Origin of the sequence: Amycolatopsis sp. WAC 01416 (genome assembly GCF_003947485.1) — a bacterium.
In the GTDB taxonomy this organism is placed as follows: domain Bacteria; phylum Actinomycetota; class Actinomycetes; order Mycobacteriales; family Pseudonocardiaceae; genus Amycolatopsis.
The window spans coordinates 600,895-615,286 of the sequence record NZ_QHHX01000003.1 but is presented as its reverse complement, the minus strand read 5'-3'; the positions used below and the strand labels follow the sequence as shown (position 1 = coordinate 615,286).

Here is a 14,392-nt window from a genome sequence, read left to right as displayed (position 1 = left end):
GGGGCGAACGGGCTACGGCTTCACTCGGCTTCGGCGCGTGCGCGGGCGAGCACCTCCTCGACGCTGAGCGGGCTGGCCGGGTGGTGGGTGAGGCACAGCGGAGTGGTCACCCGCTGGAAGCCGAACGCCTCCCCCGCCACGTAGAACTGGGCGCGTTCCAGTCGTGAGATGTCGTCGACGGGGCTGCCCTTGGCCCTGGCGAGTTCGTTGGCCGCGGCGATCTGGGCCGGGCTGTTGAGCCTGCCGAAGAACTGCGTCATCGCGTTGCCGACGACCTGGTTGTGCAGGCCCTTCGGTGCCTGTGTGGCGAACAGCAGTCCCAGACCGTACTTCCGGGCCTGTGAGGCGAGCACGATGGTGCTGCGGGTGCTCGCCGTGAGGGTTCCCGACGCGGCGAGCATCTGTGCCTCGTCCATGACGAAGAGTGCGCCGAGTGGCCGGTCACCCGCCGGATTCCGCTTGGCCCAGGCGAAGAGCTCCATCTGAAGCTGGTTGACGAAGTTCTGCCGCTGTTTCTCCGAAGGCAGCCCGACGAAACTGATGACCGAGACCCTTGCCCGCTTTCCTTCCCCGGGAGCGAGCAAGAGCCCCGGGTCGACAGGCTCGCCGCCGCCCGCCAAAAGCGGATCGTTGACCATGGAGGCTTTCAGCAATTCGGCCAGTTCGGCCGCCAGTTTCCTCCCATCGTTCAGGGTGCTCACCCCGTCGGGCAGGTCTTCGAGCACCTCGATGAGTTCAGGCAGGCTCCGAGACCCCGTACGGGCGTGGTGCACGACGGCCTGCCGCAGCACCGCGAGGCCGACAGTGGTCTTCGCGGTGCTTCCGGTCAGCTTCACCTGCGGAGCCAGCGTGGCCACCGCGACCTCGACGGCCGCGTTGAACTCGTCCTCGTCGTCGAGAACCCCTGCGAAATCGGGCAACGGCTGGAACGCGAGCGGTCGGCCGCCTGCCCTCCCCGGGGTCCACACGATGACATCGGTCTCGGCCAGATACCGCTTGGCGAGCTCGGCGTCGTCCGTTCGCCATGCCTCGGGCGGCTCCGGCCAGGCGTCACCGAGCCGGGCGAGGTCGTTGTTCGGATCCAGCACGATCGCCGAAACGCCCTGCAGCGCGCACTCCTCGACGATCCGTCGCAGCAGTACCGTTTTCCCGGAACCCGAGCCGGCGAAGATCGCCGCGTGCTTACGCAAGGCAGCGAGTTCGATCCTGACCGGCTTCCCAGTGCCGGTCACGGTGCCCAGGGTGATCTCCCCTTCGGCGGCCGGTGCCTGCGCCTCAACGGATCCGGGCGAAGATCGCTGAAGGGACTCTGGCAGGACTTCCGCCAGGAGTTCCGACCGGCCGGCGGGGCGCCGGTCGACGAGCCACTCATGGAGTTCCCGGCTTCCCTCGGCGAACATCTTGTCGAGTGCCCAGAACGTGCGGATGTCCGCATCGGACAGTTCGCGTGCCCTGCCACCGTCCTTTTCGAACGCTTTGAGTTCCGCTTGGGTCTTGATCCCTCCCGACCACGCCAGGTTGCGGATCACGACCAGATGCCGGTTCTCGGCCCCCTTCCGCACTCCGGCGGCCGAGCGTGCCTTGCGGAACCGGTGCAGCACGGCGATGGGATGCGAGGCCGCGATGGCCCGAAACGCCCAATGCTCTTCCAGGTCTGACGTCTCGTCCACCGTGCGGGTGAGCCAGGCGTGCAGCTCGTTCCGGTCGCTCTTGGCCCCGTAGACCCATTCAAGGTTGTCATCGCCGACCTCGGTGATCCATCCCCGAAGCGCCGCGGACAGCAGCCTCGGCATCACCTTGTCCTCGACCTTCGGGTCGAGGAGGGCCGACGGGTCGGCCTCCGAGCGAAGCTCCTCGAACCGTTTGTCCAGCTCCACGAACCGATCGGCGGCCATCGCGGGCCGCGGCGGGCCGGCCGACCGCACGCCTCGTTCGTCGAACGTGGTCAGCTCGATGATCCGTCCCGCCCGCACACAGGAATCGACGTGCGCGACGATCCGTTTCAGCACATCCCGCGGGGACAATTCCTCCCAGACACCGTCGAACGCGACGGGCGACACCGGCCAAGTGGCGTGGGGCGGCACGAATTTCATCGCCTCGTACGCGACTCCGAGACGCTTCTCGACCAGAGCCCTGCCGACCTCCGCGTCGGTGACCCGGCCGAGGAACTCGGCCTCCCGGAAGCGGTCCGGAACCGTGTCCGTGGCCTTCCTCTTGAGCAGCTCCCAAGTGCCGGGCAGGCAGGCGAGCACCGTCATGGTCCGTCTGGTCACCTCCCGCAGCCCCATGAGCCCGTCCGCGATCTGCGCGACGAGCAGGTCCTCTTCGGCGCTGTCACGCACCTGCTCGGCGGTCACCGCGGAGCGGGCCACCAGGGTGTCGAGCTGGTCGACGGCGACCACGATCGGGCCGGTGAGCGCGAGCAGCCTCGTGATGTTCTTGACCTGGGTCGCCGCGGACTTGGGAGCCGACCGGATCCCCCATTTGCGGCGGTCCCCGGATTTCGACTCCGGGAACACACCGAGGTAGTCGTCCCCGACGTAGTTCTTGCTCGGATCCTCACTCGCGTAGAGCACCAGCGCTCGTGCCGTGTCGGCACATTCCCTCGCGACGTCCCGATCGAAGGCACGCAGGCCGTCGACGAACGAGTCGACATCGCCTTTCGACAGGCCACCCCCGTCCAAGATCTTCTTGGTGACGTTCGCGTCGATGCTCGCGCGAAGGCAAACGCGCCGGAGGAAGCTGGTCAGCTGGGGAACACCGGAACCGTCCAGTCGCGAAAGGCCCCGGCGTAACGCTTCCGCCGTGTTCTCCCAGAACGCGTCGCCGGCCGTGAGATCGTTGAGGAAGAAGTAGCCGCGAGCCTCGTGCACCTGCTTTCGGACGAGCCCGAGCAAATGTGTCTTGCCGACACCCTTCTTTCCTTGGAGGACGAGCCCGATCGGACTCGGGCCGTCACTGGAGACCGCCTCCCTGATCCCGGCCCCCACTTGCGCCAGGACACCCGTGTGGAGGCCGTCGACGTGGTAGGGCGAATCGCGCCACACGTGATCGGGTGTGTCGGCCCAGTCGAAGCGCAGGGCCGAGAGCGCCGCTTGAGGATCCATCACGGCTCCTCGATCGAGAGCAGATGGTTGTCCTCACCGCCGATACGGACGGCCGCGGCGTGAGCGGCGGCGGTGAGCGCCTTGCGATTCGACTCCGGGACCAGGCGGACCTGCCCCGAGCGGCTGAGTTCCTTCAAGACCGCATCCACGTCCACAGTGGACGCTTCGCCGAGCATCGGCCGCAGGTCCACCAGCCCGACCCAGTCGCGCGGAGCTTGGGACAGTTTGCGGTACGCGATCCGGATCCGGGTCTCGATCTCCTCCGCCGTCAGCTGGACTTCGGGTATGAAGAGGTCCGCCAGGCGGAGCCTTTCCCGCCGGAGGTGTCTGCCGAGGCCGCCGAGCAGAACGTACAGGGCGCTGCCAAGGCTGGTCCGGGGCGACGGCACCCCCTCCGTGCTCAGCTCCTCCTCGCACCAGGCCCAGCCGTACTCGGTCAACTCGTGCACGAACGGACGGCCGCGGAGCACCTTGCTACGGTCACTGCTGACGAGATCGAGATCGTTGAGCTGGCGGCGTTCCTTCCCGTCGAGTGTGAAACCCACCATCTCGTCCAGCTCCGGATTCGACATCTCGCGCGCGATCACCATCAGCACGAGCATCGCCGCGATCTGCTTCTGTCCCAATCGATCCGTCATCCGTGATCCTTCCCATACCCGATTCCTACTGATCGAGAAATCCGCTGAATCCGTGTCGTGTGACCCTCGCCTCGGCGGCCCGCATGGCCCACTCGATCGCCATGCGGGTGTCCGGTGGCGCAAGCAAGCGACCGCCCGGCTCCGCGTCGGTCGCTCGTGGCCGCGTCACCGACATGAGCTCCTCGGCGAGATCCTGAACGCGATCCCGTTCGCCCGCTCCGATCGCGATCTGCAGCTCGGTGACGATCTCTTCCACCGGTCCCCACATCAGCGGTCGCAGTCGCGCGCGAGCGGCTTGCCGGAGCACACCGGCGACGTCGAGCTCACCCGGCTCGACGAGCGCTGTCGTTCCCGTGAGCTGATCGACCAGATTCCGGGCGATCTCCACCGGCCCACGGGACGGGCCGAACTGGAGATGCCTGAGATTGCCCACATAGCCCGGCAGCGTGTTCGGCTCGGTGTCCTCGGTGAGCACCGGGACGACCCGGCGATCCTGACCGAGGGTCCGGTGCAGGAACAGCTCGACCTCGGCCGACTGCCACCGGCTCACTTCCCCGTCGACGATCAGGCACAGATGCTTGGCGTCGTCCCCGGTCTTGTCGAGCAGTGACCGTTCCCCCGAGAACGACAACACCGGGCGCACACCGAGCTCGGCAAGGTACTTCATGAGGTCGTCGGCGAGCCGCATCGTCGATCTGGTCGTGCTGACCCGGACGTCGTGGCCGAACGTTCGTTTCTCCGCACGGATCGCGGCGACATAGGCGTCCCGGTTCTCCGCGAGCAGGTCCGTCCGGTCGAAGTCGTGTGCCACGACCGCCGCGACCGTTTCCAGCGCGAAACTGATCTGGTCGGCAGTCGGGCTGAGTTCCGTCATCACGGGGAGCTGCTCGCCGAAGGTCCAGAACGAGACGTACGGCAAGGTCAGATGACGCGACATCAGGTCCGGCGAGACATCGCGGTCGAGCCAGCTGCGGAACAGGTCCTTGGTCTCTTCGAGACAGATACGCCGCCACTCCTCCGAGCGGGCGTATTCCTCGCGGGCGTCGAATCTCGAGAGCACTGGCAGGACGGTCAGCTGCGGCCGGTCGTAGGGCATGCGGTCGCGAGCGGCGTTGGCACGTTCGGCGATCTCGACCGCGCCCTTCATGCTCTGCACGTTCGCCGTGAACAGGACGACGAGCCGATCCGGAAGATGGGCGGTGCAGATTCCCCCTATGTCGGAGATCCCCGTCCGGCTGTCGATGAGCACGTAGTCGTAGTCGGCCGTCCACCGTTCCCGGCATTCTTCGAGGTAGTCGCCGAAACCCTGCTCGTAGAGGGCTTCCCAGTCGAGGTCCTGCACTCGTCCGACGTAGGCGGCGTCCGCCCGGCCTGCCGTGATGACGTCGAGCTTCACCTTGCCTTTCAGCCGAGTCGTATGCGCGCCAGGGCGAAGCCTGCCATCGCGGAAGTCGTCGATCAGGTCCACGACGCCGCCCGACGGAGGCGCGCTCATCATCGGCCGGAAGTAGGTGTCCAAACCGGGCGCCTCGAGGTCCCAGTCCAAACACAGCACCCGATATCCCCAGCGCGCCAGCAGAACGGCGATATTGGCCAAGGTGAAGCTCCGCCCGACGCCGCCCTTGTAGGAGTAGAAGGTGACCACGGTTCCCGGCATGGGTCAGAACCTCGGCAGCTTCGACGGTCTTGGCGGTTCGGGCGAAGGTGTCTCGACCGGCCACTCGGGACACCACGGCGGCGCCTGCGCGATGATCTCCACCAGTTCCTCCACCATCCGCTCGACCTCGCGGTCGAAGTCGAGGTACTCAAGGGTGTTCTGATACTGCGGATGCGGCTTGTTCCAGTTCCGGAAACTGCGCATACGACGTTCGTGGGCGTAGCCGGGATAGTATTCCGAGTCACTGAAGATCACCGGGTAGATCAGCCGGCCCGCCTTCGCGACGATTTCCTCTCGTTTCGCCATGGTGTGCCATTCGGCAAGGCACCATTCGTCGAGAAAGTACTTCGGCGAGCAGACCGGGATCAGGATCCGGGTGCGTTGCAACGCGTCCCGGATCTCCTGTGGCCACTTTCCTCCGACGGGAACGCTGTCCTCCAGGAATATTTTGACGTCATAGTCGACATTGTCGTCGAAAAGTCTCCGCAGACGAGGAAGGAAATGATTCCGCACCCAGTCCGGGGCGTCGCCTCCACCACGGCGATAACTGATGAACACGTCGTACTCGTACACGAGCGTCATCGCCCCTTCGCACCCCGATCCGCCGGACAGACCTGATCGTAGGGGCCCGTGAGGGTTTCTAAAAAGGTCCAAAAACAAGACAAAAAGTGGACACCGCAGCGCAGGCGAGTACGGAAAGACAGAAAGATGACAAGCGGGTGACAACGAGTGCCTTCGACCGTGCGATCGTCAAGAATGCGACGCACCCGCAGAATGGGTCACCTTCACCTGACAGGAGTTTCGATGGCCGACAACGAGCCGCCGCACGTGTTCGTCACTTACGCACACGATTCACCGGAGCACAAAGATCGGGTTCGCCTCTTCGCAGATTTCCTGCACAGCCGGATCGGCCTCGAAGTGCACCTTGATCAATGGGACGACAACGAACGTCGCGACTGGTCATTGTGGGCGTTGAAGCACCTCGACACGGCGAATTTCGTAGTGGTCATCGCTTCCCCGGAGTACAAACGGCGCGCGGAGGGAACGGCTGCGTCCGACGAAGGACGGGGATCCCAGTTCGAGGCGGCGCGGATCCGCGATCGGCTGACCAGGGATCTCGGCCGCGAGATCAAACGGGTGCTCCCGGTCGTGTTCCCCCAGCAGTCCGTCGAGGACATCCCGAACTTCCTCAACCCGTTCTCCACCACGAGGTACCCGGTCGACGCGTTCACCGAGGAGGGCGTGGAGGATCTGCTGGCCGCGATCACCGGCAGAGCCCGGCACCAGCGGCCCGAGCGCGGCCGGTGGTCCGGCGGCGCGGCGAGCGCGGCCGGACCGCACCGGACGTCGCTGGCGACCGGCCTGGAATGGCGGGCGTGCAGCGGCGGTGTCCGGACGGAAGGCGCGCGGATCAACGACGTCCACTACGCGGACAGCATCGTCCTACGAGAGGCGGAGCGACTCGCCTTCGTCGAAGTGGACCTCGGAATGGCCTACCGAAGGTTGACCGCGGTGGCCGGCGTCCTCGACGACGCCGTGGAACCCTTCCAGGTCGGGCACTTTCGCGTGCTCCTCGACGGAAGACCGTCACCCGAGGTCAAGGTCGCGCTGGGAAAACCGGCCACGATCGACATCGGCGTCACCGGGGTGCTGACGCTTCGGCTGGAATTCCACCGCCCTGGCACGACTGAAACCAAATGGTTCCCGGAACTGGCCTGGGGCGACCCCGTCCTGGATTAGCAGGCGTCCGCCTCAGAAGTCGCCCTCTTCCCGTACCAGTTCACGAAGTCTCACCAAGCCGCGGTGCTGCTTGACCCGTACATTCCCCGGTGTCAACCCGAGCGCGGCCGCGGTCTCGGTGGCGGTCAACCCGACGACGATCCGCAGGGTGAGCACCTCCCGCTGCACTCTCGGGAGCTTGGCGACGAGCCTGCCCAACCGCACGCCGAGGTCGACATCGAGCGCGTGGCTCTCCGGCTCGTTGCGGACCGGTCCGGCCTCCGGCAGCTCGGGCACGGGGTCGGATCGGTCACGGGAAACCATGCGGAAGGCGTCGGCGACCTTGTTGGCCGCGATCGCCCGCACGAGGTAGAGGAACGAGCCACCTCGATCCTCGTAGGCGGGCAACATCTTGAAGACAGCGAGGCATACCTCCTGCGCGACGTCGTCGGCCGACAGGTAGGAAAGGTCGCGGCCGCCCATCCGCGCGCGGCAGTAGCGCACCAGCATCGGCTTCACGACGGCCAGCAAGGCGTGCACCGCGTCCGGATCGCCGCTCTTCGCCGCCACGACGAGCGGGGCGAGCACCTCTTTGGTCAGCCGGCCCGACGGGCGTGGCAAATTCGCCAAGGTGCGGTATCCCTGCATTTCGCCGCCGATAAGGCGAGTGTCGATGGTCGCCATCGATCAATCCACCACTTTCGCGGTGGAGTCGAGCCGGCGGACCTGTGCGATGAAGGAGTTCATCCGCCACCGGAGGCTGTACGCCTTAGTCGTATCACCGAGCGTCTTCTTCCCGGGAAGAATGGCGGCCAGTTCACCTACCGTGCGCCCGTTCGTCTCGGAGACACTGAGAGCGATCCGTTGCCGGACCGCGTCGAGTGCCGCGGAGTGGGCGATCATGGGATTTCCGTCGTCCGCGATGGACCAGCCCCTCCTCGCGACCGTTCTCCTGAAGACCTGCCGCAGCTGCTGCCCGCTCAGTGTCGTTTCCACGCGCCGCGGCCGGAATCCATGTCTCTTGAAGGCGGTATAGCCCAGGTACAGAACGACGATCACGACGACGATCAGGGCACCGGCCGTGCCGTTTCCCACAGCCGTGGTGCCAGTGGCGGTTCCCATGCTCTCCCCCGGGCGTTCGTGGTCCGAATACCCGGTGATCGGGGAAAGCTGCCGCGACGTTGCGGCTCGCGGTTTCTTGTCCTGATTCTGTCCGTTGTGAAACAGCCCGCAAATCAAGGACAGTCTTCGCCACGGCGCGATAACCGGTAGCGAAACCGCAACCGTCCTGCACCGGCAGCGAGTGGTCGCGGTCCGTGGGGATGTCATGAAGGGCCCCTTTGAGACGATGAAGGTCTCAAAGGGGCCCTTCACGACATAAGAGCTTTACGCCGACGACCTGGTGCGGGAGGCCCTTCTCTTCCGGCAGCGCGTAGCCGAAGTGGTTCGCCGCCATGGACAGCATCACTACACGCCGGAGGCCCGGCGTCGGCGTGGCTGAAGACCGATCCGGCGGTTTCGCGTGTCAGGACGGACGGCACGTGTGATCCGGCGGACGACACGTGTGTCGTCCGCCGGACACCCGAAACCGCCGCCCGCACACCGGCACGCGTTGACTCGCTAGCCGTCCTTACCGCTCACGAGAGGTTCCCCAAGCGGTACTGGCGCCCTCCATCGCACTCCATAGGCGAAACCCGGTGTCAGGCGCCGGAACTGGACATGGACCTCGCCGGAAGCGTCCGGCGTCAGAGAGAATCCTCGCGCCGCCTCATCACTCGCGTCGTCCTGGAAGACCCGCTCCAGCCGCACCACTTCCGCCGGGATCGGCAGGGGAAACCGGACGTGCAGATCGAACAGGTCGACCGGATGACGGGGGACGCAGACGAAATGCGGGTGCCTGAATTCCGCTCTGAACCGCAATGCGATCTCGTGTTTGCTCTGCCGTTGAAGCGGTTCGGGCAGGTGTAACGCCAAGCCGACGCGATCAGTGGATTCCATCGCCCGGCCGATCAGCCGTCCACCGTGGAACACGTCCACCCGGAGATCGTCGGCGCCGATTGCTTCACCCCGATAGACCGAGTCGGTGAGGGTCAGGGCGAGGTCCAGCTCGGCGATGTCGTCGGCGTCCGCGACGATCCGGCGGAACTCGAAAACCTCCGGAACCGGCTGGTCGAGCGCCAGCGTCACTCGCAGCTCCTCCGTGTGCCACCTCCTACTGGGCTGGACCGCTTCCGCTTCGAAGGATTCGTTCGTGGACGCCACGGCGACCTCGGCGAGCCGATCGATTCCTTCGTCGATACGTCGGCGGGCGGTCCGGTCGTCACGCTGCAGATGCCCGGCCAGCCAGCTCACCCGTTCCTGATAGAAGGGGTGCACCGCCTCCGGGTGCAGTCCGAGCGCGGCCAGCACAGCGGTGCACAGATCCTCGGGCAACGAACGCGACCACTCGGACAGGCATTCGCTCAGCATGCTCCGGATCGCCGCGTTTCCGGCATCCCCGGCCGTTCCGCAGACCGCGCGCAGCGCGGGACCCGCCCGCTCGGCGAGGTGAGGTGCCGCGATTCCCCTACCCCGTCGAAGCAGCTTCAATTCGCCGGCGAGATCAACAGCGCTGACGGTCACCAGTCCTCCCCTAATGGTTCGAGCACGGTGGTCAATAGTCGTCAGCCCGGCGGCCCGTGTCCAGCCGGTCGCGGTCGTGTATCGACGATCGTTATTCGGGTTTCCCTTTCCCGCCCATACGGGAAACAGGAAACTCCTTGTCGCTGCCAGACCCGCGACGCATTCTTGGTGAGTCGCCGAAATTCGCGGCGAATAACACTCCAACCAGCGGTTTCCGTGCTGTCGAGTGCTGCCTTGACGCGCACACCCAAGGAGTCGGAATGAAGGTCATGTGCTCGCTTTCACTGCTCTTACGGCTGGCTTTCTGGCTGTGGGTGATCGCGCTCGTCGTCGGGGTGGTGCTCGGCGGCGCACAGGGAACCGCGCCCGCGAACCCGGTCCAGCCGGCGGTCGCCACACACGGAAAGGAGGTGGACTGACCATGCAGACCCACACCATCGGCCTGATCCTGGCCCTGCTCGGCTTCGTTTTCGGCTGAGGGCGATCGACGACCATGGAACGCACACGCGGCCGCCGGCCGGGTCCACGGATCCGGCCGACGGCCGGAGGCGGCTGCCGAAACGTCTTCCACACGGCCATACTGATCCTCCGACGAGGGTGGGGGCCGATGAACGAGAGAGCCACGTTCGGAGCCGAGCTGAGACGCCGCCGCAAGGCGGCCGGCCTTTCACTCACCGAACTCGCCGTTCGCACCCACTACAGCAAGGGCTACCTCAGCAAGGTCGAGACCGGGCTTTCCGCGCCGAACCCCGCACTCGCCGCATTGTGCGAGACCGAACTCGGTGCGGAGGGAGCGCTGAAACCGCTGTTGCCCGGTGAACCCGTGCGGCGCAGGACGCGGCCGGACGTCCGGCCGTCCGGCTTACCGCCGGCGACGCCCTCCTTCACGGGGCGAACCGCCGAACTGCGGGCGATCCGCACGGCGCTCGAAGCCGACGGAGGCGTCTGCGTCGTGTCCGGCATGGGCGGCGTGGGCAAGACGGAACTCGCGGTGCGGTGCGCGCACCGGCTGGAGTCCGGATTCGCCGACGGCTGCCTGTTCGTCGATCTGCGCGACGAATCCGGCGAGTCCGCCGCGGTGCACGACAGACTGCTGCGCGTCCTCGGCGTGCCGGCGGACCGCATCCCGGCCGATCCTGCCGATCGGGCGGCGCTGTATCGGTCCCGGCTTCGGGGCCGCAGCGTGCTCCTTGTACTCGACAACGCGGTCAACGCGGCTCAAGTGCGCCCGCTGCTCCCGGCCGAGCCGAAATGCCGGGTGCTGATCACGAGCAGGTCCCGGCTCAGCGCGCTCGACGACGCCGCGCACATCTCCTTGGACATGCTCCCGCTCGATGCGGCGGTCGGCCTCTTCACCACGGTCACCGGTGTTCCCTCCAGCGCCGCCGTCACCCGGGTGGTCCAACGATGCGCCCGGCTCCCCCTCGCGATCCGGATCGCCGCGGCGAGGCTTCGCGCTCACCCGTCTTGGGACGTCGCGGAACTGGAGCGGCGGCTGGCCGACGAAACAGCTCGTCTCGGCGAGCTCGACGACGGCGAACGCTCGCTCGCCGTCGCGTTCCGGCTGTCCGTCAAGCAGCTGAGCGCCGCCGAAGCGAGGCTCTTCGGGCTACTCACCGTCCACCCCGGGACCGACGTCGACATCCATACCGCGAGTGCGCTGAGCGCGCTTTCGTTCCGGGAGACCGATCGGCTGCTGGACCGTTTACACGAAGCCCATCTGCTCACCCAACCGGAATCCGACCGCTACGGATTCCATGACCTGCTGCGCGCGTTCGCGACCGAATTCGTACTGACCGACGCGGAGGACGGAATGAAAGCATTCGGAAGGCTGGCCGCCTTCGCAGTGCGAACCGCGGCTCAGGCCGATAAGGAACTCACCCCGCACCGCTTCGTCCCGGAGATCGTCTTCGACCCGGGGATCCCGGAACCGGCACGGCTGGACGACGGCGAGATGGCGATGTCCTGGTTCCGCGCCGAATGGCCCGGGCTGGTCGCCCTGTGCAGGACGGCGCATGAACGCGGTGAGTACGACCGGTGCTGGCAGCTCGCCTTCTTCCTGCGCGACTACTTCTTCGTGGCAAAACTCTGGGATCCCTGGCTGGAAACCCATCGGTGGGCGCGCGCGTCCGCCGAGGCCGTCGGCGACAGGTGGGCGCTCGCCACCACCACGGCCAATCTCGGGGTCGCGCACGTCGATCGCGGCGATCTGGACGAAGCATCGGCATGCTACGGCGAAGCGCTCGCGCTGTTCCGGCAGATCGGTGACGGTCACGGGGAAACCACGACACTCGCGCACAGCGGCTGGGCCGAGCACTATCGGGGCAACCATGACGACGCGCTGCGAGATCTCCGGCAGGCGCACGCGGCCTACGTCCGTGACGGCAATCGCCGCAACGCCGCGATCACCGACCGCGGGATCGCCTTGGTCCTGACGGCGCTCGGGCAGCCGGTCGAAGCCGCCACGCTCGCCGCCGAAACGTTGGCCGTCTTCGACGAACTGGGGCTGGACCTCGACGCCGCGATGGCCCTCAACTGCATGGGCTGGGCTTGGTTTCACACGGAGCGTCACGACCAGGCCGCCTCAGCCTATCGCGCGGCCGCGGACCGCGCCGAAGCCTGCGGAAGCCGGTACGAAACCGCGCGCGCCTACGTCGGCCTCGGGAACGTCGCGGCTGCTGAAGGCTCCACCGAGCTGGCGGCCGACCTGTGGAATCGAGCCGACGAGGTCCATCCCGATCTCGACGAGGTCATGGTCGGTGAAAGCCGTGCGCGCGGAGGCGCGACGGCCTGAGCCGGGATACCGGCGACGAGTCCGGACGCCGCTCATCCGGCGGGTCGACCCGCAAGGCTGCTACGGTTGACCCCTGTCGCGGTTCAGACACCAGCCGCCGGGTCCTTTCTTCCGGGTCCGGCATGCCCTCCGGGGCAGGAGCCGGCCCCCATACCGGCAAGGAGTCCACTTGACCGACTACCGCGCTCCCGCATCCGATCCGCCTCGGTCAGCACGGAGATTCGTGTCCCCTCTCGACATCTCGGTCACCGCGTCCGGTACCGACACGGTCATCACCGTGTCGGGTGAAATCGATCTTGCCGTCTCCGCCGATCTGCGACGGGCGATGGAAGAGGAGCTCCTGTTCACTCCGGCGGCGCTGATCGCGGACCTGTCCACTGTGAGCTTCTGTGATTCGTCCGGTTTCACCGCTCTCGTGCAGGTCCGCGCGAAGGCCGAAGAGGCGGGCGTCCCGTTCGTCATCGTCACTCGGGAGCGAGCTTTGCTGCGCCCGATGTCGCTGCTCGGCCTCGACGCCGTCTTCACCGTGCACCCGACCCTCGATTCGGCACGGGACGCGCTCACTCGCTGACCAGCTGTCATGATGGGCGGTTGTGACGGGTGACAAGGATCCAGGGTTCCGCATCGGCGGGCGTCCACTGGCGGAACGGCTGACCGAGGTCCTGCCGTCGCTCGCGAAGACGGTCCTCGCCGAGATCGTCTCCCGCGTCCCCGAGTACGGCCTGTTGCCCGCCGAGGAACTCAGTGGCGACATCACGCACGTGATCGAGCAGAACCTGCGTTCGTTCATCGACACTCTGCGCACCGGGTCCACGCCGACGAGGGAGGAGCTCGACTTCCTCCGCGAATCGGCGGCCCGGCGCGCGGAGGAGGGCATCCCGATCGACATCGTGCTCACCGCGTACCACATCGGCATCGAGGTGGTCTGGGCATCGCTGACGCCGGACGCGCGGCCGAACGAGGTCGCCGACGTCCTCGCGGTCAACGCGCTCACCCTGCGTTATCTGGAAGTGGTCACTCCCGCGGTCGGCGCGGGGTATCTCGACGAGCGCCAGACGATGTTCGACGACGAGCGTTCGGCGCGGCACGCGGTGCTCTCCGCCCTGCTCGACGGCGAACCGGCGGAAGTCGCGGCAGGCCAGGCCGGTCTGCGCCTGCCACCGTGTTACATCGTGCTCGCGGCGTCGGTCGGGGCGCATCCGGACGAGGCGACCACCGGGGTCGACCCGCTGGTCGCCGGACGCCGGAAACTGCGGCGGCTCCGGGTCGAGCTGGAGCGCCAGGTCCGAGGCACGGTGCTGACCTCGCTCACCCCCGAAGGCGGCATCGCCTTGCTACCGCACGAAACCCCTACCGGGGAACTGTCCACACGCGACTGGACGCGGCTGGAGCGGGTCCTTGCCGACGTCGCCCGCACGGCGGGCGCGGAAGTCATCGCCGGCACCGCCGCGGCCGAGCCGTCCGGGGTGCCCGCGGCGGCGAGGCTCGCGCAGGAAGTACTCGCGGTCGCCACCGGATCCGGGCGTCCACCCGGCTTGTACCGGCTCGACGACGTCCTGCTCGAGTACCAGCTTTCGCGCCCCGGCCCGGCGCTCGACCGGCTGGCCACCCGGCTGGCACCGCTGGACGGCAACGAGGAACTCGTCCACACCTTGGAGACCTTCCTTCGCCGCGGAGGACGCCGGCAGACCGCCGCCGCCCTGCACGTCCATCCCAACACCGTCGACTACCGGCTGCGCCGGATCGCCGATCTCACCGGGCTGGACCCCACCCGGCTCGAACACGTCGCCCTGCTGCAGGCGGCCCTCGCGGCCCGCTCGGCCACGGGCCCCTTGTGACGCGTCACGAAAGGTGC

At 67.0% G+C, this 14,392-nt stretch carries 12 protein-coding genes; 5 read left to right on the top strand and 7 right to left on the bottom strand.

Annotation, left to right across the window (positions count from 1 at the left end):
* Positions 1–20 precede the first annotated feature (20 nt).
* From DL990_RS12795 to DL990_RS12780, 4 genes are read right to left on the bottom strand one after another with little or no spacing between them, the layout of a single operon-like run.
* Positions 21–3,107 (bottom strand): ATP-binding protein, encoded by a 3,087-nt coding sequence (locus DL990_RS12795; protein WP_125798772.1) that lies wholly within the window; start codon positions 3,105–3,107, stop codon positions 21–23.
* On the bottom strand, positions 3,107–3,745 hold the full coding sequence (locus DL990_RS12790) for a hypothetical protein (RefSeq protein WP_125798771.1): 639 nt from the start codon (positions 3,743–3,745) through the stop codon (positions 3,107–3,109). The genes DL990_RS12795 and DL990_RS12790 overlap by 1 nt, the downstream gene beginning before the upstream one ends.
* A 25-nt stretch (positions 3,746–3,770) precedes the next feature.
* Positions 3,771–5,402, bottom strand: coding sequence for a CATRA system-associated protein (locus DL990_RS12785; RefSeq protein WP_125798770.1), 1,632 nt, complete (start codon positions 5,400–5,402; stop codon positions 3,771–3,773).
* Positions 5,403–5,405: 3 nt separating this feature from the next.
* On the bottom strand, positions 5,406–5,984 hold the full coding sequence (locus DL990_RS12780; protein ID WP_233598672.1) for a toll/interleukin-1 receptor domain-containing protein: 579 nt from the start codon (positions 5,982–5,984) through the stop codon (positions 5,406–5,408).
* 222 nt (positions 5,985–6,206) lie between these two features.
* Between DL990_RS12780 and DL990_RS12775 the strand changes: the two genes are divergently transcribed.
* Positions 6,207–7,142, top strand: coding sequence for an SEFIR domain-containing protein (locus DL990_RS12775; protein WP_158632605.1), 936 nt, complete (start codon positions 6,207–6,209; stop codon positions 7,140–7,142).
* Positions 7,143–7,154: 12 nt separating this feature from the next.
* Here DL990_RS12775 and shbA read toward each other — a convergent pair whose 3' ends face one another.
* From shbA to DL990_RS12760, 3 genes are all read right to left on the bottom strand, one after another.
* Positions 7,155–7,805 (bottom strand): RNA polymerase sigma factor ShbA, encoded by a 651-nt coding sequence (gene shbA / locus DL990_RS12770; RefSeq protein ID WP_125798769.1) that lies wholly within the window; start codon positions 7,803–7,805, stop codon positions 7,155–7,157.
* A gap of 3 nt (positions 7,806–7,808) precedes the next feature.
* On the bottom strand, positions 7,809–8,495 hold the full coding sequence (locus DL990_RS12765) for a hypothetical protein (protein WP_125798768.1): 687 nt from the start codon (positions 8,493–8,495) through the stop codon (positions 7,809–7,811).
* A gap of 246 nt (positions 8,496–8,741) precedes the next feature.
* The gene (locus DL990_RS12760) at positions 8,742–9,743 is read right to left on the bottom strand and encodes a hypothetical protein (RefSeq protein WP_233599140.1); all 1,002 of its coding nucleotides are present in this window, start codon (positions 9,741–9,743) and stop codon (positions 8,742–8,744) included.
* A 260-nt stretch (positions 9,744–10,003) separates the two neighbouring features.
* Between DL990_RS12760 and DL990_RS41235 the strand changes: the two genes are divergently transcribed.
* From DL990_RS41235 to DL990_RS12745, 4 genes are all read left to right on the top strand, one after another.
* Positions 10,004–10,162: a hypothetical protein gene (locus DL990_RS41235; protein WP_158632604.1), complete on the top strand. Its 159-nt coding sequence runs from the start codon at positions 10,004–10,006 to the stop codon at positions 10,160–10,162.
* A gap of 188 nt (positions 10,163–10,350) precedes the next feature.
* Positions 10,351–12,537, top strand: a complete 2,187-nt coding sequence (locus DL990_RS12755; protein ID WP_125798767.1) for a tetratricopeptide repeat protein — start codon at positions 10,351–10,353, stop codon at positions 12,535–12,537.
* A 223-nt stretch (positions 12,538–12,760) separates the two neighbouring features.
* A complete protein-coding gene (locus DL990_RS12750) occupies positions 12,761–13,108 on the top strand; it encodes an STAS domain-containing protein (protein WP_125788250.1) in 348 nt (115 codons plus the stop codon).
* Positions 13,109–13,130: 22 nt separating this feature from the next.
* Positions 13,131–14,375, top strand: a complete 1,245-nt coding sequence (locus tag DL990_RS12745) for a CdaR family transcriptional regulator (protein WP_125798766.1) — start codon at positions 13,131–13,133, stop codon at positions 14,373–14,375.
* The last annotated feature ends 17 nt before the right edge of the window (positions 14,376–14,392 follow it).

Coding starts and splice junctions, on each gene's coding strand:
- DL990_RS12755 (WP_125798767.1), top strand. CDS start 10,351: ATGAACGAGAGAGCCACGTTCGGAGCCGAGCTGAGACGCCGCCGCAAG.
- DL990_RS12785 (WP_125798770.1), bottom strand. CDS start 5,402: ATGCCGGGAACCGTGGTCACCTTCTACTCCTACAAGGGCGGCGTCGGG.
- DL990_RS12790 (WP_125798771.1), bottom strand. CDS start 3,745: ATGACGGATCGATTGGGACAGAAGCAGATCGCGGCGATGCTCGTGCTG.
- shbA (WP_125798769.1), bottom strand. CDS start 7,805: ATGGCGACCATCGACACTCGCCTTATCGGCGGCGAAATGCAGGGATAC.
- DL990_RS41235 (WP_158632604.1), top strand. CDS start 10,004: ATGAAGGTCATGTGCTCGCTTTCACTGCTCTTACGGCTGGCTTTCTGG.
- DL990_RS12780 (WP_233598672.1), bottom strand. CDS start 5,984: ATGACGCTCGTGTACGAGTACGACGTGTTCATCAGTTATCGCCGTGGT.
- DL990_RS12775 (WP_158632605.1), top strand. CDS start 6,207: ATGGCCGACAACGAGCCGCCGCACGTGTTCGTCACTTACGCACACGAT.
- DL990_RS12795 (WP_125798772.1), bottom strand. CDS start 3,107: ATGGATCCTCAAGCGGCGCTCTCGGCCCTGCGCTTCGACTGGGCCGAC.